The organism is uncultured Allofournierella sp., assembly GCA_944382705.1.
Lineage (GTDB): Bacteria > Bacillota > Clostridia > Oscillospirales > Ruminococcaceae > Allofournierella.
The window spans coordinates 1-20,012 of sequence record CALWNE010000041.1 but is presented as its reverse complement, the minus strand read 5'-3'; the positions used below and the strand labels follow the sequence as shown (position 1 = coordinate 20,012).

The 20,012-nt window shown below is 55.7% G+C and carries 21 protein-coding genes; 19 read left to right on the top strand and 2 right to left on the bottom strand.

Going from position 1 to position 20,012, the window contains the following annotated elements; all coding sequences use genetic code 11:
• Positions 1-12: 12 nt before the first annotated feature.
• Positions 13-732: a TraX family protein gene (locus ACH2EM_RS05910; RefSeq protein ID WP_395151209.1), complete on the top strand. Its 720-nt coding sequence runs from the start codon at positions 13-15 to the stop codon at positions 730-732.
• Between the two features lie 294 nt (positions 733-1,026).
• Here ACH2EM_RS05910 and hisS read toward each other — a convergent pair whose 3' ends face one another.
• Positions 1,027-2,271 (bottom strand): histidine--tRNA ligase, encoded by a 1,245-nt coding sequence (gene hisS, locus ACH2EM_RS05905; RefSeq protein WP_395151208.1) that lies wholly within the window; start codon positions 2,269-2,271, stop codon positions 1,027-1,029.
• A 187-nt stretch (positions 2,272-2,458) separates the two neighbouring features.
• On the opposite strand from hisS, the gene ACH2EM_RS05900 reads away from it, so the two are divergent.
• The 15 genes from ACH2EM_RS05900 to ACH2EM_RS05830 all read left to right on the top strand — a co-directional run bounded on the left by ACH2EM_RS05900 (position 2,459) and on the right by ACH2EM_RS05830 (position 16,296).
• Entirely contained in the window at positions 2,459-3,634 is a 1,176-nt protein-coding gene (locus tag ACH2EM_RS05900; RefSeq protein WP_395151207.1) for an MFS transporter, read from the top strand.
• A 318-nt stretch (positions 3,635-3,952) separates the two neighbouring features.
• Entirely contained in the window at positions 3,953-4,645 is a 693-nt protein-coding gene (locus ACH2EM_RS05895) for an iron-sulfur cluster assembly scaffold protein (RefSeq protein ID WP_395151206.1), read from the top strand.
• A gap of 18 nt (positions 4,646-4,663) precedes the next feature.
• A complete protein-coding gene (locus ACH2EM_RS05890) occupies positions 4,664-5,656 on the top strand; it encodes a GGGtGRT protein (RefSeq protein WP_395151205.1) in 993 nt (330 codons plus the stop codon).
• 411 nt (positions 5,657-6,067) lie between these two features.
• The gene (locus ACH2EM_RS05885; protein WP_395151204.1) at positions 6,068-6,628 is read left to right on the top strand and encodes a biotin transporter BioY; all 561 of its coding nucleotides are present in this window, start codon (positions 6,068-6,070) and stop codon (positions 6,626-6,628) included.
• Between the two features lie 113 nt (positions 6,629-6,741).
• Complete coding sequence (locus ACH2EM_RS05880) at positions 6,742-7,161, top strand: transposase (RefSeq protein WP_395151203.1); 420 nt, start codon at positions 6,742-6,744, stop codon at positions 7,159-7,161.
• 122 nt (positions 7,162-7,283) lie between these two features.
• Positions 7,284-7,823 (top strand): rubrerythrin, encoded by a 540-nt coding sequence (gene rbr / locus ACH2EM_RS05875; protein ID WP_395151202.1) that lies wholly within the window; start codon positions 7,284-7,286, stop codon positions 7,821-7,823.
• A gap of 240 nt (positions 7,824-8,063) precedes the next feature.
• Positions 8,064-9,194 carry an N-acetylglucosamine-6-phosphate deacetylase gene (gene nagA, locus ACH2EM_RS05870; RefSeq protein ID WP_395151201.1) on the top strand — a complete coding sequence of 377 codons (1,131 nt, stop codon included), beginning with the start codon at positions 8,064-8,066 and terminating at the stop codon, positions 9,192-9,194.
• Between the two features lie 138 nt (positions 9,195-9,332).
• The gene (locus tag ACH2EM_RS05865; RefSeq protein ID WP_395151200.1) at positions 9,333-10,148 is read left to right on the top strand and encodes a Cof-type HAD-IIB family hydrolase; all 816 of its coding nucleotides are present in this window, start codon (positions 9,333-9,335) and stop codon (positions 10,146-10,148) included.
• Positions 10,149-10,161: 13 nt separating this feature from the next.
• Positions 10,162-10,518, top strand: coding sequence for an arsenate reductase family protein (locus ACH2EM_RS05860; RefSeq protein WP_395151199.1), 357 nt, complete (start codon positions 10,162-10,164; stop codon positions 10,516-10,518).
• Positions 10,519-10,529: 11 nt separating this feature from the next.
• Positions 10,530-11,324 (top strand): HAD family hydrolase, encoded by a 795-nt coding sequence (locus tag ACH2EM_RS05855; protein WP_395151198.1) that lies wholly within the window; start codon positions 10,530-10,532, stop codon positions 11,322-11,324.
• A gap of 130 nt (positions 11,325-11,454) precedes the next feature.
• Entirely contained in the window at positions 11,455-12,090 is a 636-nt protein-coding gene (locus tag ACH2EM_RS05850; protein WP_395151197.1) for a 5-bromo-4-chloroindolyl phosphate hydrolysis family protein, read from the top strand.
• Positions 12,091-12,150: 60 nt separating this feature from the next.
• The gene (locus ACH2EM_RS05845) at positions 12,151-13,323 is read left to right on the top strand and encodes a toxic anion resistance protein (RefSeq protein ID WP_395151196.1); all 1,173 of its coding nucleotides are present in this window, start codon (positions 12,151-12,153) and stop codon (positions 13,321-13,323) included.
• On the top strand, positions 13,320-13,886 hold the full coding sequence (locus ACH2EM_RS05840; protein WP_395151195.1) for a LemA family protein: 567 nt from the start codon (positions 13,320-13,322) through the stop codon (positions 13,884-13,886). The genes ACH2EM_RS05845 and ACH2EM_RS05840 overlap by 4 nt, the downstream gene beginning before the upstream one ends.
• Complete coding sequence (locus ACH2EM_RS05835) at positions 13,883-14,782, top strand: TPM domain-containing protein (RefSeq protein ID WP_395151194.1); 900 nt, start codon at positions 13,883-13,885, stop codon at positions 14,780-14,782. Before ACH2EM_RS05840 ends, ACH2EM_RS05835 begins: the two co-directional genes overlap by 4 nt.
• A gap of 164 nt (positions 14,783-14,946) precedes the next feature.
• The gene (locus tag ACH2EM_RS05830) at positions 14,947-16,296 is read left to right on the top strand and encodes an HD-GYP domain-containing protein (RefSeq protein ID WP_395151193.1); all 1,350 of its coding nucleotides are present in this window, start codon (positions 14,947-14,949) and stop codon (positions 16,294-16,296) included.
• Between the two features lie 88 nt (positions 16,297-16,384).
• On the opposite strand, the gene ACH2EM_RS05825 is transcribed toward ACH2EM_RS05830, so the two are convergent.
• Positions 16,385-17,005: an epoxyqueuosine reductase QueH gene (locus ACH2EM_RS05825; RefSeq protein ID WP_395151192.1), complete on the bottom strand. Its 621-nt coding sequence runs from the start codon at positions 17,003-17,005 to the stop codon at positions 16,385-16,387.
• A gap of 439 nt (positions 17,006-17,444) precedes the next feature.
• On the opposite strand from ACH2EM_RS05825, the gene ACH2EM_RS05820 reads away from it, so the two are divergent.
• From ACH2EM_RS05820 to ACH2EM_RS05810, 3 genes are all read left to right on the top strand, one after another.
• The gene (locus ACH2EM_RS05820; protein ID WP_395151191.1) at positions 17,445-17,663 is read left to right on the top strand and encodes a DUF896 domain-containing protein; all 219 of its coding nucleotides are present in this window, start codon (positions 17,445-17,447) and stop codon (positions 17,661-17,663) included.
• 101 nt (positions 17,664-17,764) lie between these two features.
• The gene (locus tag ACH2EM_RS05815; RefSeq protein WP_395151190.1) at positions 17,765-18,943 is read left to right on the top strand and encodes a cation diffusion facilitator family transporter; all 1,179 of its coding nucleotides are present in this window, start codon (positions 17,765-17,767) and stop codon (positions 18,941-18,943) included.
• Positions 18,944-18,987: 44 nt separating this feature from the next.
• Positions 18,988-20,012, top strand: a 1,025-nt coding sequence (locus ACH2EM_RS05810; RefSeq protein WP_395151189.1) for a PLP-dependent aminotransferase family protein, incomplete at its 3' end; no start/stop codon positions are given.

The following is a 20,012-nucleotide window of genomic DNA, read 5'->3' as shown; positions in this document are numbered from 1 at the left end:
AGTGCACCCATAATGAATTGTCCCCCGTTTGGCGGGTTAAACCGCCAAAGCATCAAGATGCTGGCCATGCTGACCATGCTGGCAAACCATGCAGCGCAAATTTTGCTGCCGGCAGGCACGGTGCTGTATCAGGTGCTGGTGGATGTGGGGTACTTTACCGCCATTACCATGTGTTATTTTTTGGTGGAAGGTGTGGCTTACACTCGCTCCAAGCTGCGGTATGCTCTGCGGCTGCTGGGCATGGCGGTGCTTTCACAGCCTGTGTATGTGTGGGCACTGGAGCATCCCCAGCTGAATATGCTGTTCACCCTGTTTTTGTGCTTTTTGCTGGTACTGGTGCTGCAAAGCAGCTGGCCCGCTTTTTTAAAAGCTGGCGCATGGTTTGTGCTGGGGGCTGTCTCGCTGGTGTGTGATTGGCCCTTGCTGGCGGTGGTTTTTACCGGGCTGTTTGTAATCTGCAAAGGGCCGCACCGGCTGCTGGTGGTGTATGCCAGTGCCTGCCTGCTGTTTTTCTGGTTTAATCTGCTGGGGGTTCCCTTAACGCCTGGGTATATGCTGCAAGCGGCCTGCTCCTGTACTGGGATTGTGCTGTCCGGCCTGGTAATCGGCTGTTTGTACAATGGCCAAAAAGGCCCCAGCTGGCCGGGCAGCAAGTGGTTTTTTTACTGGTTTTATCCCGGCCATCTGGCCCTGCTGGGGCTGCTGCATCATCTTGGCTGGGTCATTGCGTAAAACATAGCATTAAAAAAGAGCGTCCGTTTGTTCGGACGCTCTTTTTTTGTGTGACTGCAAACGGCCGTTTTTTACAAAGGCCGGGGCAGGCTGCTTTGCCTGTTTAGCCAGCGCAGGTGAGGGGCGGCGGCAATTAGGGCAATCAAAAAAGCTGCGTCTGGCTTTGCTATTGCAGCTGTAAAGGCTGCATAATGCTTGCCCGCACTATCAACGCTAGAAATGCGCAAACAGCCCCCCTTCCGAAGAAAGCTTCCTTCGGAAGGGGGGCTGTATAGTTGCTGTTGTGGGGCTCGCTTATTGTGCGCCGTTCAGCTGCTTGATTTCCTCGTTATCGGCAAAGGCAACGGCGGCAAAGCCCTGCTGCTCCAGGTTGCCCAGCTGCTTGCCCAGCTTTTTGGCCTGGGGCAGCACGGTAACGGTGTAGGTTTGGCGCAGGGCAGCGGCCTTGGTAAGCACCTGAGCAAAGTCTGCCTGGGGCAGATAGAGCAGAGCCATGCGGGGTTTTTCGGTGGGGATGGTAAAGCCCTGTTCCATCAGGATGCCGCAGATGCGCTCAAACCCGATGGAAAAGCCCACGGCAGGCACAGACTGGCCCAGGAATTTGCCAATCATATTGTCGTACCGGCCGCCGCCTGCCACCGCACCGCTGAAGGCAGCGCAGGTGATTTCGAACACCATGCCGGTGTAGTAGCCCTGGCCACGCACCAGGCTGGGGCAGTAGGCAATCTTATAGGCACCGTTGGCCAGGGTGGTAACAGCGGCCAGAACGGTTTTCAGGTTCTGCACCAGTTCCTCCTCCTGGCACAGGGCGGCAATATCTTCCAGCTGGAAGGCGCCCTTTTCCAAGAAGGCGGCCAGAGCCTCCACAGCCTGCTGGGGGCAGCCCTTCTGGGTGAGTTCGTCGGCCACCCCGGCAGCACCGATTTTGTCCAGCTTGTCAAAGCTGATGCAAACGCTGTCCAGGCTGTCCTGGGTAAAGCCCATGGAGGACAGCATACCCCGCAGCAGACGGCGGTCGTTGATGTTCACGGTGAAATCGGTAAAGCCGATGTTCAGCAGGGCACGGGCGGTTACATCAATCAGCTCAATTTCTGCATTGCAGGAGCCATCGCCCAGAATGTCGATGTCGCACTGCACAAACTCACGCATACGGCCCTTTTGGGGACGCTCGGCCCGGAACACCCGGTCGGTCTGGATTACCTTAAAGGGGCTGGGCAGCTTGTCTTTATTGGCGGCATAGTAACGGGAGAGGGGCAGGGTCAGGTCGTACCGCAGGCCCATGTCGGAAAGCTCCTTCTCGCTGCCGGTGGTCAGTGCGCTGGCCAGCTTGTCACCCCGCTTGAGCACCTTGAAAATCAGATTCAGGTTGTCGCCGCCTTCGCTCTTGTCCAGGTTTTCCATATCCTCCAGCATGGGGGTGGAGATGCGCTCAAAGCCGCTGGCCCGGTAGGTTTCCAGAATGCGGCCCTGTACATAGTCACGGAGTTTTTGTTCTGCGGGCAGGTAGTCTTTCATGCCCTTCAGCGGATTGATTTTCATAGATAGTCCTCCCAGCAAGTGGTTATGATAAAAATGCCCGGCTTGCAGCCCGGCAGATGGATTCACATTTTTTAATGATAGCTTGCCTGGGGCGCATTTGTCAACCAAAAAACGGCCATACTTCCACCAAAGCCCTGCCCCGCCCTGGATGGGTAGGGGGCAGGCTTGCAGGAAGGAGAAATGAGCATTGAAACAACAAGATGTCCATACCCGGTGGGTGATTCTGGCAGTGGGGGCAGCCATCCAGCTGCTCACCGGCATTCCTGCTGCCTGGGGTGCCTTTCAGCCGCCGGTGCAGCAGGAATACGGCCTGGAGGAACGAGCAGTTAGCTTTGGGCTGAGTGTAATGATTGCAGCCTTTGGCATTGGCTGTGTGCTGGGTGGCTTTCTGCAGGATAAAAAGGGCCCCCGCATGGCCGGGCTTGTGGGGACCGGGCTGCTGTGTGCAGGGTTTGGCATGGTGGGGTTTGTGCCCCAGGGCAGTGCCTGGCTGCTGTATCTGGCATTCAGCGTGCCGGTGGGCCTGGGGTGCGCTTTTTTGTACCCGGCAGTTATGAGCTGCGCCCAGAAGTGGTGCCAGGATAAAAAGGGCCTGGCCACCGGCGTCATTGGCATTGCGGTGGGGCTTTCCGGCGGGGCTTATACCCTGGCGGTGCGCTGGATGACAGGCCGCTGGGGCATCCGGGTTTGCTTTTGGGTGCTGGCGGCTGTCATGCTGGTGGTGTGCGGCGTGGGCAGCTTTTTGCTGCGCAATCCGCCGGAGAGTACCCAGCCGGAGGGAAGCCAGGGGCCGGACTACACCCCCGGGCAGATGCTCCGCACCCGGCAATACTGGCTGGTGGCGGCGGTGGTGGCACTGGCGGCTCCCTCGGTACTGCTGTTCAGCCCGGCCATTGTGGAGATGGGCCAGCAGCGGGGGTTAAGCCAGGATGCAGCCTACTGGGCCATTATTCTGGGGTCGGCGGCTTCCGCCGCCGGACGGCTGACCATGCCCGCCCTCAGCGACCGCATTGGCAGACGGGCCACGGATCTGATTTTGTTTGCAGCTCTGGCAGGGCTTTCGGTGTGGTTTGCCTGGGCGGGGGGCTGGTGGATGCTGGCGGTGTACGGAGGTCTTACCTTTTGTTATGCGGCCCAGGGGGCAATACTGCCCAGCCTTTGCACCGATTTATTCGGTTTGCGCCATGCAGGGGTGAACTATGGCTTTTTGGCGCTGGGCATGACGGTGGGCAGCTTGGGCTTTCCCTTGCTGGCAAGATGGTTTGCGAACCCGGCGGCTTCCCACTGGGTGGCGGCGGGGGCTTCGGCGGCAGGATTTGGGCTGCTGCTTTTGCTCAAACCAACACCAGGGGAACGAATTTGAACCATGGCGAGCCAGGCACAGCGGGCAGTTTTTTGAAAGCAGCCTGCTGTGCCTTTGCTGTTTTGTAAAAAAGGCGGGAGCCACAGGGGATGCACAGGCCGGATGCTTTGCCAGCGCAAAGAATCTCCAGCGTTTGCTGGTTTGCCGGGTGAGCCTTCCGTAAAAATGGAAACAACCGGGAAAGATTTTGAAATTTATGCACAAACCGCTCGAAAACTCCTTGCAAAACCCATGTAAGCTATTTTATAATGGTAGTCGTGAATGTTGTGAAATTCACGACGAGCTTATAAGCAAGAGAGAACAAAGGAGAGTACTATTATGACCTATTCTCATGAAGTAGAGCGTATGTGTCCTCTGACCAAAGGCCCTCACCACGGCCCCGCCCCCATTCCTGAGGAAGGCGCTTGGGTGAAAGCCTATGAGATCAAAGACATTTCCGGTCTGACCCACGGTGTGGGCTGGTGTGCACCTCAGCAGGGTGCCTGCAAGCTGACCCTGAATGTAAAGAACGGCATCATCGAGGAAGCTCTGGTGGAGACCATCGGCTGCTCCGGCATGACCCATTCTGCTGCTATGGCTGGCGAAATCCTGCCCGGCAAGACCATTCTGGAAGCTCTGAACACCGACCTGGTATGTGACGCCATCAATGTGGCCATGCGTGAGCTGTTTTTGCAGATCGTGTACGGCCGTACCCAGACTGCCTTCAGCGAGGGCGGCCTGCCTGTTGGCGCCGGCCTGGAGGACCTGGGCAAGGGTCTGCGCAGCATGACCGGCACCATCTTCTCCACCAAGGCTAAGGGCGTTCGTTACCTGGAGCTGACCGAGGGCTACATCCTGAAGACTGCTCTGGATGAGAACAACGAGGTCATCGGCTACCAGTTTGTCCGTCTGGGCAAGATGCTGGAAGCCATCCGCCACGGCGAGGATCCCAAGACTGCCTTTGAGAAGAATATTGGCACCTACGGCCGGTTCGATGGCGCTGCTAAGTACATCGACCCCCGCGAAGAATAAGAGAGGAGGAGTTCTACAATGGCTACTTTTGAATCTATGGATCGCCGCATGCCCAAAATCGAGGCATGCCTGAAGGCCAATGGCCTGGAGTCCCTGGACGCTTGCCGTGAGATGCTCCTCGAAAAGGGCATCGACTGCGACGCAATCGTAAAGGGCGTTCAGCCCATCTGCTTTGAAAACGCCGTATGGGCTTACACCCTGGGCACCGCCATCGCTGTAAAGCGTGGCCTGAAGAATGCTGCCGAGTGCGCCGCCGCCATTGGCGAGGGCCTGGAAGCTTTCACCATCCCCGGCTCCGTAGCCGAGCAGCGTAAGGTAGGTCTGGGTCACGGTAACCTGGGCGCCATGCTGCTGAGCGACGAGACCACCTGCTTTGCCTTCCTGGCTGGCCACGAGAGCTTTGCTGCTGCCGAAGGCGCTATCGGCATTGCCCGTACCGCCAACAAGGCCCGTAAGACCCCCCTGCGGGTTATCCTGAACGGCCTGGGCAAGGATGCTGCTTACATCATCAGCCGCATCAACGGCTTCACCTATGTGGAGACCGATTTCGACTTCAAGACCGGCGAGCTGAAGGTTGTTCGTGAGAAGGCTTTCTCCGAGGGCGAGCGCGCTGCTGTTAAGTGCTACGGCGCTAACGATGTTCTGGAAGGCGTTGCCATCATGAAGAAGGAGGAGGTTGAGGTTTCCATCACTGGTAACTCCACCAACCCCACCCGCTTCCAGCACCTGGTTGCCGGCACCTACAAGAAGTGGGCCATCGAGAACGGCAAGAAGTACTTCTCCGTTGCTTCCGGCGGCGGCACCGGCCGTACCCTGCATCCCGACAATGTGGCTGCTGGTCCCGCTTCCTACGGCTTGACCGACAGCATGGGCCGTATGCACGGTGATGCTCAGTTCGCTGGTTCTTCCAGCGTTCCCGCTCATGTTGAGATGATGGGCCTGATCGGTATGGGCAACAACCCCATGGTTGGTGCTACCGTAGCCTGCGCTGTGGCTGCTTCTCAGATTTGAGCCATTGAACCATTGCGGCTGAACGGCCTTTAACGGCCAGTGTGCAGCAGCAATTGATTGGTTTTTTAAAGGCGTCAAGGTTTTTTGCCCTTGGCGCCTTTTTATTTGCAGCAAACGAGCGCAGCTGTGGAGTGCAGCCGGGGCAGAGCGAGGGTACAGACGGAACACAAAAGGAGCAGGGGCACCGGGCTGGATTGCAGAGGAGTTGGCAGTGGGCTGGTAGCTGGCCGGGCAAGTGCGCTGTCCGCCAGAGAAAAAGCCCATGGGCCTGGGGCGAACGATGAAATTTGCTTTTATTGTAAACCTAAATAATAAATTTGGTTGACGAAACAGCAGGGAGATGGTATACTGTGCAGCAAGCAGCAAGCAGCAAGCAGCAAAATCAATTTGAATACCAAGGGAGTTTATCAAATGCAGTACAGCAAAAGCCGTTCCATCACCCTTTGCGGTTTGTTTGCCGCCCTTATTGCCATAGGTGCATTCATCAAAATTCCCGTTCCGGGGGTGCCGTTCACCCTGCAAACCTCTTTCACAACCCTGGCAGGGCTGCTTTTGGGTGCAAGGCTGGGGGGCGCTTCGGCGGGGCTGTATATGATGCTGGGCCTTATGGGCCTGCCGGTGTTTACCCAGGGCGGCGGCCCAGCCTATCTGCTGAAACCAAGTTTTGGCTATATTTTGGGGTTTGTGGTGGGGGCTTATGTCACCGGATGGATTGCCCACAAGGTGGCAAATCCCAGTTACAAACGGCTCCTTGCTGCAAGCTTTGCAGGCATGGGGGTGGTGTACCTGCTGGGTATGGTCTATTTCTATGCCATTACCAGGCTCTACCTGGGTCAGCCCATGGGTCTGGGTACTCTGGTGATGTCCTGCTTCGTAATGGTGGCACCGGGGGATGTGGTCACCTGCTTTGCGGTGGCAGCACTGGCCCGGCGATTGCTGCCGATTTTGCGTAAAGGGCAGTTTGTCAGCTGAAAATTTGCCAGCTGCCCGGCACAGCTGCACAGAATTTTACAGCCCACCGTGTTTTTTGTGAAAGGGTATGGTACAATAAAGAAAAACCAACCATAAAATAAGGGGGCAGTCCCATGTACGACCTGGCGGAATCCCAGCTGACTTTATACGATTATGTCCAGCCCTTTGGCGGCGCACTGGATGAAAGCAACCGATGGGTGCGGCTGGCCAAAGCCATTGACTGGCAGGAGCTGGAGCGGCAGTATGCCCACCATTTTGGCCGGGCTGGCAACCAGGCACTGCCCTTGCGGGTGGCCTTTGGCAGCCTGGTAATTCGGCAGGCACTGGAACTTTCGGACAAACAAACGGTACAGATGATTCGAGAAAGCCCCTACCTCCAATACTTTATTGGCATGACCAGCTTTGAATACCAGCTGCCCTTTGTGGCCCATAGTATGGTAGGGTTCCGTCAGCGCATTCCTGCCCAGCAGATTGGCCAGGCGGTGCAGATGTGGAAGAAGTTTTCCCGAGAGGATATGGCGCGCAAACGATAACTTTACAAATTGTTCATTGTATTTACAGGTGATATAGGCTAGACTAGGAATTAGTCGCATTTGGGTGTTCCGCTCGGGCATCCAATCTAAGATAGTATCAACAATTAAGGAGGACGATGACCATGAATCTGAAGGGTACTAAAACCGAAGCCAACCTGATGACTGCCTTTGCCGGTGAAAGCCAGGCCCGCAACAAGTACACCTACTATGCCTCTAAGGCCAAGAAGGAAGGCTACAACGAAATTGCCGCTGTCTTTGAGGAGACCGCCAACAACGAGAAGGAGCACGCCAAAATCTGGTTCAAGCTGCTCCACGAGGGCCAGGTACCGGACACCCTCACCAACCTGGCCGATGCAGCCAATGGCGAAAACTACGAATGGACCGATATGTACGATGGCTTTGCCAAAACTGCCCAGGAAGAAGGCTTTACCCGGATTGCTGCTTTGTTCCGCATGGTAGGTGCCATCGAGAAGGAGCACGAAGCCCGTTACCGTGAGCTGGCAAAGCTGCTGGAGGAGGGCAAGCTGTTTGCCCGGGAGACCCAGCAGGTTTGGATTTGCACCAACTGCGGCCACATCCATGTGGGCACCCATGCACCGGAAAAATGCCCTGTGTGCGAGCATCCTCAGGGCTACTTTGTGCTGCGGGCCAAAAACTACTAAACAATATCCCTCAAGCATTACAAAAAAGGCCGGTGGAATTTTCCGCCGGCCTTTTTTGATGCAAACCTAAAGAAGGGGACAAAATGCCTTTTTTGTTGTTTAATTTGCACAATCGTTTCTTTTATTCCCATAAGATTGTAGCAACTGCGCCTATGTTTTATAATAAAGCCAATACAGGCGGCAGCTGCCGCTTTGAATGGCACTGCCTGCAAAGCAACTGCATGAAAGGAGTTTTTTCCTATGATTTTAAAAAATGGCCATGTGTTTACCGAGCAGGCCCGCTTTGTGCAGGCAGACATCCGGATGGAAGGGGACCGGATTGTGGAAATTGCCCCCGCAGGAACCCTGGAAGGGGATGAAGTGCTGGATGCAGCGGGCAGGTATGTGGTGCCCGGCTTTGTGGACATCCACATTCATGGCGCAGCAGGCAGCGACTTCTGCGACGGCACCACCCAGGATGTAATCAACATCAGCCGCTACGAAGGCAGCCAGGGTGTTACCAGCTTTTTGGGCACCACCATGGCTTTTGATGAGGAAATCTTAAACAAGGTATTTGATGCAGCGGCACCCCGGTTTCATCAGGACGGCGAGGGTGCAGTGCTGCGGGGTGTAAACATGGAGGGGCCCTTCTTTAATAAGGCCAAAAAGGGCGCTCAGGCCGAAAAATACATTGTGGACCCGGATGTGGAGATGTTTGACCGGCTGTTCAAGCGTTCCGGCAAAAACATTCGCCTGATTGATGTGGCTCCTGAGCTGCCCGGTGCGCTGTATTTCATCCGCCATGCCAGCAAGCTGTGCACCGTCTCGGTAGCCCATACCTGTGCAACTTACGAGGAAACCAAGGCGGCCTTTGCAGCAGGTGCCACCCATGTGACCCATCTGTTCAATGCAATGCCTGCCTTTACCCACCGGGCACCTGGTGTGGTGGGAGCCGCATCCGATGATGCAGCCCATGTGGAAATTATCAGCGATGGCATCCACCTGCACCCTGCTGTGGTGCGTGCAGCCTTTGAGATGTTTGGGCCGGACCGGGTGTGCCTCATCAGCGACAGTATGCGGGCTGCCGGTATGCCCAACGGCGAGTACAGCCTGGGCGGCCAAAAGGTGATTATGAAGGACGGCAAGGCAACCCTGGAGGATGGCACCATTGCCGGCAGCGCAACCTGCGTGGCTGAGTGCTTCCGCCGTGCGGTAAGCTTTGGCGTACCTCTGGAGCTGGCCCTCAAGGCAGTAACCATGAATCCTGCTCAGGCAGCAGATTTGTACAAAGAGGTGGGCAGCATCACCGTGGGCAAGCGGGCGGATGTACTGGTGCTCAACAAGCAGGACCTGCATCCCGAGGCAATTTTTATTGGTGGTGTGCGTCAATAACCCATCGTTTTTCAGCGCTCTGTGGGAACAGGGCGCTGTTTTTTGTTGGTGACGGCACTTTTCAAGACCGGGCATTTGCGGTACAATAAACAATAATCTTGCTTAAAAACCGTGATTCAGCAAAGGAGGAGCACCACCATGATCAAGGCTATTGCATTGGACCTGGACGGAACCCTGACCAACGAAAAGAAAGAAATTACCCCCCGCACTCGTGCAGCGCTGGAGGCTTGCATGGAACGGGGGATTCATATTATCCTGGCCAGCGGTCGGCCCACCGTAGGCATCTGGCCTGTGGCACGGGACTTAGGTCTGGACCAGAAGGGCGGTTATATTTTAAGCTATAACGGCGGCTGCATTATAGATTGCCGCACCGGCCAGGTGGTAGCCCAGGAGGTGCTGCCGGCACATCTGATTGAGCCTATCTGTGCCCAGGCCAAGGCCGCAGGAGGGGTGGCACTCACCTACAGCCCGGAGGGCATTGTGACCGAGGTGGCCGACGACCCCTATGTACTGGTGGAAAGCCGAATCTGCCATATTCCGGTGCAGCAGGTGGAGAACCTGGCCCAGGCGGTGCAGTGGCCGGTGAACAAGATGCTTATCACCCGCAACCCGGAGGAAATTGTGCGCCTGGAAGAATCCATGCAGCAGGCTTTTGCTGGCCAGCTTTCGGTGTACAAGAGCTGCCCCTACTTTTTGGAGGTAGTGCCCCTGGGAGTGGAAAAAGCCCAGAGCTTGCAGGCGCTGCTTACCGTGCTGGGGCTCACCGCTCAGGAGCTGATGGCCTGCGGAGACAGCTGGAATGATTTGTCCATGATTCGGCTGGCAGGCCTGGGTGTTGCCATGGGCAACGCAGTGGAGGATGTAAAGCAGCAGGCGGATTACATCACCCAGGACAATGAACACGACGGCGTGGGCCTGGCCATTGAACGCTGGGTACTGCAAGCCCAGCCATAAAGGAGAGAATAGAATGAATACATTTGTTTGCTACGAAAAATGCACCACCTGCCAGAAGGCAAAAAAATGGCTGGAGGAGCAGGGTGCTGCATATACCCTGCGGCCCATCAAGGAGCAGAATCCCACCGCCCAGGAGCTGGCCCAGTGGGTAGAGCAAAGCGGCCTTCCCGTGAAAAAATTCATCAACACCAGCGGCCTGCTGTATAAGTCCATGGGCCTGAAAGACCGGCTGCCCGGCATGACCCAGCAGGAAATTTTGGATCTGCTGGCCACCGATGGAATGCTGGTAAAGCGGCCGATTTTGATTACACCCAAGGGCGTAATGCCCGGTTTTAAGGCAGAGCAGTGGCAAGAGCTGCTCCAGGATTAACAGGGGGCAGTATGGGTTACAAAGCAATTGTACTGGATGTGGACGGAACCCTTATGGTTCATGGAGAAGCTACCGTGCGCCCCGCAGTGGCCAGAGCGGTGCAGCAGGCGCAAAAACAGGGCGTTAAGGTGGTAATTGCCACCGGGCGCACCCACTTTGCCATTGCGCCCCATATTTTGGGGGGCATCCGGCCGGATTATGCGGTTTGTGCCAATGGTGCCCAGGTGCTGGACAAAAAAGGCCGGGTGCTCCACGCAAACCCCATGACCAACGAAGAAATGTATGCCCTGGTGGATTTTTTTGAGGATTACAATTACCCCCTGGCTTTTTGTTTTTCGGATAATTACCATGTTTATGTGGAATACCAGCAGATGAAGGAGATTTTTTACGCAAGCACCGGACACGCAGAATATGTGGTGGATGGCGAGGACCAGGACCGGCATCTGGAAAGTATGCCGGTGGGAGCTTTTGCGGTGCTTCCTCCGGAGCAGCTACAGGCTTTTGAACAGCAATACGGCTATCTGGGCCTGCAATTTGTGCCCTTTAAAACAGGCTATTACGATGTAATTCCCCAGGGGGTCAACAAGGCCGAAGGCCTGAAAAAGCTGCTGGAACATACCGGCTGGAAGCCGGAAGAAGTGGTGTTTGTGGGCGATAACGACAACGACGCAGAGATGCTGGCCATGGGCGGGCTTTCCTACGCTATGGGAAATGGTTCTGCAAAAGCGAAGGCAGCAGCCGCACAGCTGGCCCCCACTGCAGAGGAGGAAGGGGTGCGCTGGGTTGTGGAACAGCTGTTTTTGTAATGCCAGATTGCAGGCGTTAACACACCGTTCACCCTTTGCAACCTTTTATTTAGTATAATGAATGCCAGTATACTTTTTACAACAACCAATCAAGCCAAAGCAACAGCTTGCATGGCAGGAAGGCGGCAGCATGAGCAAGTGGATTGAAGTGCATAAAAAATCGGTTCTGCCCTGGTATCTGGCGAGTGCGGTATGGCTGGTGGCTGCCTTGGTGCTGCCCATCTACAACCTGTGGGCCTTGCTGGCGGCGGCAGCAGTTACCCTGGCGGCCTTTGGGGCAGCCCGCAAATTCTGCCCGGATGTGGTGAGCCGCAAAGAAGTTCCCTTTATGACCGGGCGGGAGGATGTGGATGCCATGCTGGCCCTCATCGACCAAAAGCGCATTCAGCTTCAGCAGCTGAACCACCGCATTCAGGACCCGGAACTCAGCGCAGCCATGGACCGGATGGAGGCTGCCAGCCAGGGGATTTTGCAGGAGGTGGAACAGCACCCAGAAAAAGCCGCCCAGGTGCGGCGGTTTGCCAACTACTACCTTCAGGACGCAGTGAAGGTGCTTACCTTGTACGCAGAACTGGACGAAAAGGGAGTACGGGGCGAACATTCCCAGCAGGTGCGCCAGCAGGTGGCCCGCAATGCCCAGGCCATTGCCACGGCCTTTGAAAACCAGCTGGATGGTTTGTTTGCCCAGGATGTGCTGGACATCAGCACCGATTTGGAGGTGCTCAACGGCATCTTGAAGGGGCAGGGTCTGCTGCAAGACCAGTGAACGCAAGCTTTTAAAGGGCAGAGGTAACCCAGCACCTGCCCGGAAAGGAACGAGCCAATCATGGATGAAAAGAATACCGGTTTCGATTTGGAAGCCTTTGAGTCGGTACAGGCTCCCAGCCTGACGCTGGACCTGGGACAGGAAGAAGAAACAAAGCAGGAGCAGCCGCAGCCCGCCGCAGCCCCTGACCCGCTGGCTGAGGAGGAAGCAAAGCTCAGCCCAGAGGAACAAAAGATGGTGCAGGAATTTGCAGAAAAAATTGATGTGACCAACAGTCAGGTGATTCTGCAATATGGCTCCAGCGCACAAAAAAAGGTAAGCGATTTTAGCGAAGCTGCCCTGGCCAAGGTCTCCACCAAGGACCTGGGCCAGGTGGGCGAAATGCTCACCAGCCTGGTGGGCGAGCTGAAAAACTTTGATGCAGAGGAAGAAAGCAAGGGCATTTTTGGCTTTTTTAAGCGCACCGGCAACACGCTGGACAACATGAAGGCCAAGTATGCCAAGGCCGAAACCAATGTGGAACGCATTGAAGGAATGCTGGAAAATCATCAGGTGCAGCTTATGAAGGATATTGCCCTGATGGATAAAATGTACCAGATGAACATGGCCTACTTTAAGGAGCTGACCATGTACATTCTGGCCGGCAAAAAGAAGCTGGCCCAGGTGCGCAGCGGCCAGCTGGCCCAGGCCATGGAAAAGGCCCGCACCAGCGGCCTGCCGGAGGATGCCCAGGCCGCCCGTGATTTGGCGGATATGTGCGACCGGTTTGAAAAAAAGCTGTACGATTTGCAGCTTACCCGCAACATTTCCATGCAGATGGGCCCTCAGATTCGGCTTTTGCAAAACAACGACACCGCCATGGTGGAAAAAATCCAAACCAGCATTGTGAACACCATTCCTTTGTGGAAAAACCAGATGGTGCTGGCTTTGGGGCTGGCCCATTCCCGCCAGGCCATCGACGCACAGCGGGCAGTGAGCGATATGACCAACGAGCTGCTTAAAAGGAATGCGGCGGCCCTCAAGCAGGGCACCATTGATACCGCACGGGAGGCCGAGCGGGGCATTGTGGACCTGGAAACCCTGCAGCAGACCAATAAGAGCCTGATTGAAACGCTGGACGAACTGGCAAAAATCCAGTCCGAAGGCAAGCAGAAGCGTGCTGCGGCAGAGCAGGAACTGAGCCGCATTGAAAACGAGCTGAAACACAAACTGATGGAGCTGAACCAGAAATGAAACAACTTGCAGTGCTGGAGCAAAAACTCCCCGCATTTTGGAAACAGGCCGCAGCAGGCCCGCTGACCCTGGCCCTTTTGGTGCTGGTGGGGCTGTTTGGCATTGGCGGCACCAAACTTGCAGTTTACCGCCAACAGGTGGTAAGCAGCTTTTCGGCCGGCGAAAAAAGCATGGCCGGCGATTTGAATGAGCGTGTGGGTGCAGCTGCCAATGTGGTAACTGTGGCCCAGCAGCTGCAAAACCTGGATGGCCAATTGCTGGAGCAGGCCCGGCAGGCGGTGCAGGCGTTTGAACAGGCCCAGGGCCCGGCGGCCCTTTACAAGGCAGACCAGCAGCTGGAAGCGGCGATTGAAACGCTGTACCAGCAGGCCAAAGCCCAGGCCCAGCAAAAACAGGCGGAGCTATTGAGTGAGCAGTATATGGAATTCAAGAGCCGCGGCACCATCCTGCGCAATGGGGAGTACAACCGTACAGCCCAGGCATTCAACCAGACCCTGAACCAGTTCCCGGCCAATCTGCTGGGGGCAGTTTGGGGCCTTGACCAAGCGGAGTATTTTGCATGAAGCAGATAGGCAAAACCCTGGCAGCATTTGTGCTGGCGGCAGCAGTGCTCACCAGTAGTGTGTGGGCGGCTTCGGTGCCCCAGGCACCCACCAACAGCTGGGTGCTGGATGAGGCCCAGGTGCTTTCGGAGGAAACCGAAAAGCAGGTAAACGAGTATACCCGGCAGCTGAAACAGGCAAGCGGTGCCGAGATTGGGGTGCTTACGGTGGATTTTACCGGCACCCAGTCCATCGATGACTATGCCTACCAGGTGTTCAATGCCTGGAAAATTGGCGATAAAAGCAAGGAAAACGGCGTTTTGTTTTTGTTGGTCATTGGGGACGAAAACTACTACTGCACCCTGGGTACCGGGCTGGAAGGGGAAATCACCTACAGCAAGCTGAAACGGATGCTCAACAACTATGCGGAGCCGGGATTTGCCAAGGGGGACTATGACCAGGCAGTGCAGGAGTTCACCCAGGCGATGTACAACGAACTTTGCTCTCTGTACAACATTCAGCCGGGAGCCAGCCAGCAAACCCAGCCCACAAAACAAAACGATAACGACGCAGGCATCCTGCTGATACTGGCAGTACTCATTGTGCTGGCAGTTTTGCTGCTGGGCTCTGGCGGCGGTTACGGCGGTTCCGGCGGCGGTGGCCGCAGAAGCCGGAATGTGGTGTTCTGGCCCATTTTTATGGGTGGATTTGGAGGACCCTATCACCGCAGACGGCCGCCCTTTGGCGGTGGCTTTGGCCCTGGTTTTGGCCCCGGGCCGGGATTTGGCCCAGGCCCCGGCGGCTTTGGGGGTGGTTTTGGTTCTGGCCGGGGCGGTTTTGGTGGCTCCGGTGGTTCCGGTGGCTTTGGCGGCTTTGGCGGCGGTGGCTCCCGAGGCGGCGGTGCCGGACGGGGTTGATACCGTGAAAACTTTTTGATATAATCATAACGAAATCTTTTTTGATATAATCAAATTTATGCAAAGCAGAGACATCGGTGAAAGTAAACATGGGACGGCAGCCACCAACTGGCTGCCGTCCCTCTTGCAGATAAGTCCCACTTGAACGATGTAGAGAGAGGGTTATGAAGAACAGTGCATTTGAACAAGCAATTTCGGCTCAAACAATGATTGATATCATCAACACTGCACTGAACGGCGTGGATTATCGGCTGGTGAGCCACGGGCTTCGGGTGGCAATTATGAGCCACCAGATGCTGCTGAAGTTAGGCCAAAGGGATCCCCAATATTTGCAGGATGCCTTTATTACAGCCCTGCTCCACGATGTGGGAGCCTATAAAACCGATGATATTGATCAGATGGTGGCCTTTGAAAGCGGCAATATCTGGAACCACTCTCTGTATGGATATCTATTTTTGCGCAAGTTTTTTCCCCTTAGCAAATTTGCAGAAGCGGTGCTCTATCACCATCTGGATTTTTGCTATATGAATTCCATTGAACCAGGGCTTCGCAGGCTGGCACAGGTGATTCATCTCTGCGACCGGGTGGATGTGTACAATGAAAATAACTATAGACCGGAGCGACTGCCGGCCTTGTTACGCAAGGAAGCGGGCAGACAGTTTGATCCGGAACTGGTGGAGCTGTTTTTGCAGCTGGATGAGCAGTGCCGTTTTATCACCCTGCCCTTTGAAAAGTGGAAAGCCGATTACCAGGAGATTGCCCTCTGGATTGATAGAGACAAAATGCAGCGCTACCTGGAAATGGTGGTGTTTGCCATTGACTTTAAAAGCTCGTTTACCGTAACCCACAGCGTTACCACCCGGACGATTTCCACAGAGTTAGCCAAACTTTGGGGGATGGATGAGCAGACGATTTACGATATTTGGATTGGCTCTTTGCTGCACGATGTGGGCAAGCTGTATGTGGAAACTGCCATTGTGGAGGCACCCGGGCGGCTTACACCCGAAGAAATGGAGCAGATGCGCCAGCATGTGGATGGAACCCGTGAGGTGCTGGAGGGCCGTATCTCGGAAAGCATTCTGGAAATTGCCTGCCGCCATCACGAAAAACTCAACGGCACCGGCTATCCCCGCAAACTATCTGCTCCGGATTTAACCATTCCCCAACGCATTGTTTGCGTGGCAGACATTGCCAGTGCACTGTCCTGCGCCCGCAGCTACAAGCCTGCCTTTGGCAAAGAGAAGGTGCTGGGCATTTTGTGGGAGATGGTACAGGCTGGTGAACTGGACGAGCGTGTGGTGCAGTTGCTGGAGATAAAGTACGATGCCATTCAGGAAAAGGTGGCGCAGGCTGCCCATGGAGTGCAGCAAATTTACGATAAGCTGCAGCATTCTTACAAGCAGCTGCAAACCCGGCGCAGCCAGCTGACCATGGAACAGTGGGTGGCCCTGCTGGAGGATTACAGCCACCAGAGGCCTGAGATACTGGAACAGACAGTACAGCACTGGAAGTGAAATTTTACAAAAACAGCCCCCAGCCCATTATGGGCTGGGGGCTGTTTGCTGCACGGAGGAACAAAAATGGCGGAGCCGCTGCTGGGGATTATTTTTCCAGAGCAGAGCCCCGGGCAGAAAATTCACACCCGCAGTAATCCTGCCGGTAAAGGCCATATTCCTGCGAAAGCTCCAGGCTGCGCTTATGGCCTTCCCGCCGTTTGAACTCGTTGGGCAGGTGACGCACGCCATACTTTTGTTCCAGCTGGCGGCCCAGCTGGTTGATTTTTTCCGCATCCTTGCGGGGGCTGATGGACAGGGTGGTACAAAACCAGTCGTACCCATGCTGGGCGGCGTACTGGGCTGCCCGTTCCATCCGCAGCTGGTAGCACACGGTGCACCGGTCGCCCCGTTCGGGGCAGTTTTCCAGCCCCTGTACCGCCGTATAGTACTCCTGGGGGTTGTAATTGTCCTCCACCAGCTGGATGCCTGGCAGGTTGGCCTGCTCCACAAAGTGGCGCAGCTCGCCTGCCCGGCGGTGGTATTCCTGGGCGGGCCAGATGTTGGGATTGTAGTACAAAATGGTAATATCAAAATACCCACTGAGCAGCTCCAAAACGGCACTGGAGCAGGGGGCACAGCAGGCGTGCAGCAGCAGCCGGGGGCGGCTGTCGCCCAAGCCTTGCAGCACCTGTTCCATCAGCTTGGGGTAGTTTACACGGTTTGCCATGGGCGTTCTCCTTTCTTTGCCAGCTTATTGTAGCACAGATGGCCCGGTTTTGCCAGGCAGGTATCATTTTTGCAATTTGTTTATAGGCTTATCACTATTTGTCCACAATTTTACGGTATTCTATACTTGTAGCCCCAAGGGGATGGCGAAGGCCCCCCAAGCGAGGGATTTCTACCGGACGGGCAGGCCATGCTTTCGGCAGCCGATATAAGCTGCCGTGCCGCCTTACATCCGTTACTGGCGCCGGTAATGCCAGAGCCCACCCGCAAGCAGGGCTCTACCGGCTCAGACAACCAACCTCCTTTCTCCTCTTTTGGAAAAGTTTCCTATAATCGCTGTTGCAAAGGCAGTCTGGCCCTCAAAGGGCCGGGCTGTCTTTGCGTTTTGGGGCCAAATCTGGTACAATAAAAACAAATTGCTGTAAGGAGAACAAATCCATATGACCAACGAAAAAATTCAGCGCATCAACGAGCTGGCCAAAAAATCCCGCACCCCGGAGGGCTTGACTGCCGCCGAAAAGGAGGAGCAGGCAACCCTGCGCAGAGAGTACATCGACAGCATGAAGCTGAGCCTGCGCAGCCAGCTGGAAAATGCAGACTACATTGACGAAAACGGCGTGCGGCGGCCGGTGTCCGACTTGAAGCGCCACCGCAGCTGACCCCACCGGCCCAGGGGATAAGAAAACAGCTCCTGGGTCTATCTTTTTCACAAAAACTATGATACAATAAAGCGATAAATCAATAAAAGGAGGTGGGGCGGGTGACCCCGATTCTGGTAAAACTGTTTATCAAAAATCATGAGCAGGTGCAGGAGCCACAGGTGCGCACAGCCTATGGAAATCTGGCTGGCCTGGTGGGCATTTTGTGCAACCTGCTTTTGTTTTTAGGCAAATTTGTGGTAGGTACCCTGTTTGGAAGCATCGCCATTGCAGCGGATGCGGTAAACAACCTTTCCGATGCTTCTTCCAATATTGTAAGCCTGGTTGGATTTAAGCTGGCCTCCAAACCGGCGGACGAAGAACACCCCTATGGCCATGCCCGGTTTGAGTATCTGGCAGGGTTGGTGGTGGCGGTTATGGTGCTGGTGATTGGTTTTGAACTGGGCCAAACCAGCCTGGACCGTATTCTGCACCCAAAGCCGGTGGTGTTTAGCTGGCTTTCGGTGGCTGTATTGGCCTGTTCCATTGGGGTAAAGCTATGGATGGCCCGGTTTAATGCAACCTTGGGCAGGCTGATTGATTCGGCCGCCCTTAAAGCCACTGCGGCAGACAGCCGCAACGATGTGCTGAGCACCGGCGGCGTGTTGATTGCCAGTTTGCTGAGCCACTGGTTTCGGCTGGAGCTGGATGGCTGGATTGGCCTGGCAGTGGCCCTTTTTATTTTGTACAGCGGCATCGGCCTGATTCGGGATACCCTGGACCCGCTGCTGGGCCAGGCACCGGACCCAGAGCTGGTGCACAAAATACACGACCGCATTATGAGTTATCCCGGCGTATTGGGCACCCACGATTTGATTGTGCACGATTACGGCCCCGGCCGCCAGTTTGCCAGCGTTCATGTGGAGATGGCTGCCGAGGCGGATGTGATGGAAAGCCATGATGTGATTGATTCCATCGAGCACGATTTCTGGCAGCAGGATCGAATTCATGTGGTCATTCATTTTGACCCCATCATCACCACAGGCCATAAGGTGGGCGACACACGGGTTTGGCTGGCCCAGCTGGTGGCCGGCATTGACCCCCGGCTCACCATCCACGACCTGCGTATGGTGCCCGGCCCAACTCACACCAACCTGATTTTTGACTGTGCCATGCCACCCAGCATGGAGATGGAGGAAGGGGAGCTGAAAAAGCGCATCAATCAGGCGGTGCACGCCCAGCATCCCAGTTATTACTGCGTTATTACGGTGGACAAAAGCTTTGCAAGCATTCCCCGTTGAGCAAGGCAGTGTTGGCCCATTCACAGAAAGGCAGGGAAGATTTTATGGAATTTCGGTTTTCAAACAAGGTGCGCAATATGCGCCCCAGCATCATTCGGGAACTGCTCAAGCAGATGAGCGACCCCCAGCTGATTAGCTTTGCAGGGGGCAATCCGGCGGCAGACAGCTTTCCGCTGGAGGATATCCGCCGTTTTAGCCAGGAGCTGTTGCAGGAGGACCCGGTGGGAGTGCTGCAATATTCCGTGACCGAAGGCTATGGTCCCCTGCGTCAGGCTGCCAGAGACTATGCCAACCGCCAGTGGCCGGTGGTAAGCGAGCAAGACGAGATTCTGATTACCAGCGGCAGCCAGCAGATTATTGAATTTATGACCAAGCTGCTGTGCAACGAGGGGGATGTGATTGCGGTGGAGGAGCCGGCCTTTTTGGGGGCGTATAACTCCATGCGCAGCTTTGGGGCCACTCTTGCGCCGGTGCCCCTCACCCCGGACGGTGTGGATTTGCAGGCGCTGGAGCAGGTGTTCCGCACCCAGCAGCCCAAGTTTTTTTACTGCATTCCCAATTTCCAAAACCCCACCGGCTGGACTACCAGCCTGGAAAAGCGCAAAGCCATCTATGAGCTGGCGGTAAAGTACCAGGTGCCGGTGCTGGAGGATGACCCCTACGGTGCCCTGCGCATCAGCGGCCAGGCCCTGCCGCCCATCAAGCACTTTGATACCCAGGGGGCAGTGGTGTACGCCGCCAGCTTCAGCAAGGTGCTTTGCCCCGGTATGCGGCTGGCCTTCTGTGCCGCAGCCCCCCAGCTGCTGGACAAAATGGTGGTGGCAAAGCAGGGCAGCGATGTACACACCAACCTGTGGGCCCAGCGGGTGTGCCATAAAATCCTTACGGAAATCGACCTGGATGTTCATTTTGAGCGGCTGCAATCCATCTACCGGAACAAGGCCCAGTTTATGATGGAGTGTTTGGACCAAAAGCTGGCAGGGCGCATCCGATACCAAAAACCGGAGGGCGGTATGTTTTTGTGGGCTACTCTTCCCGAAGGGATGGACGGCCAGGACTTTGCCGCCCG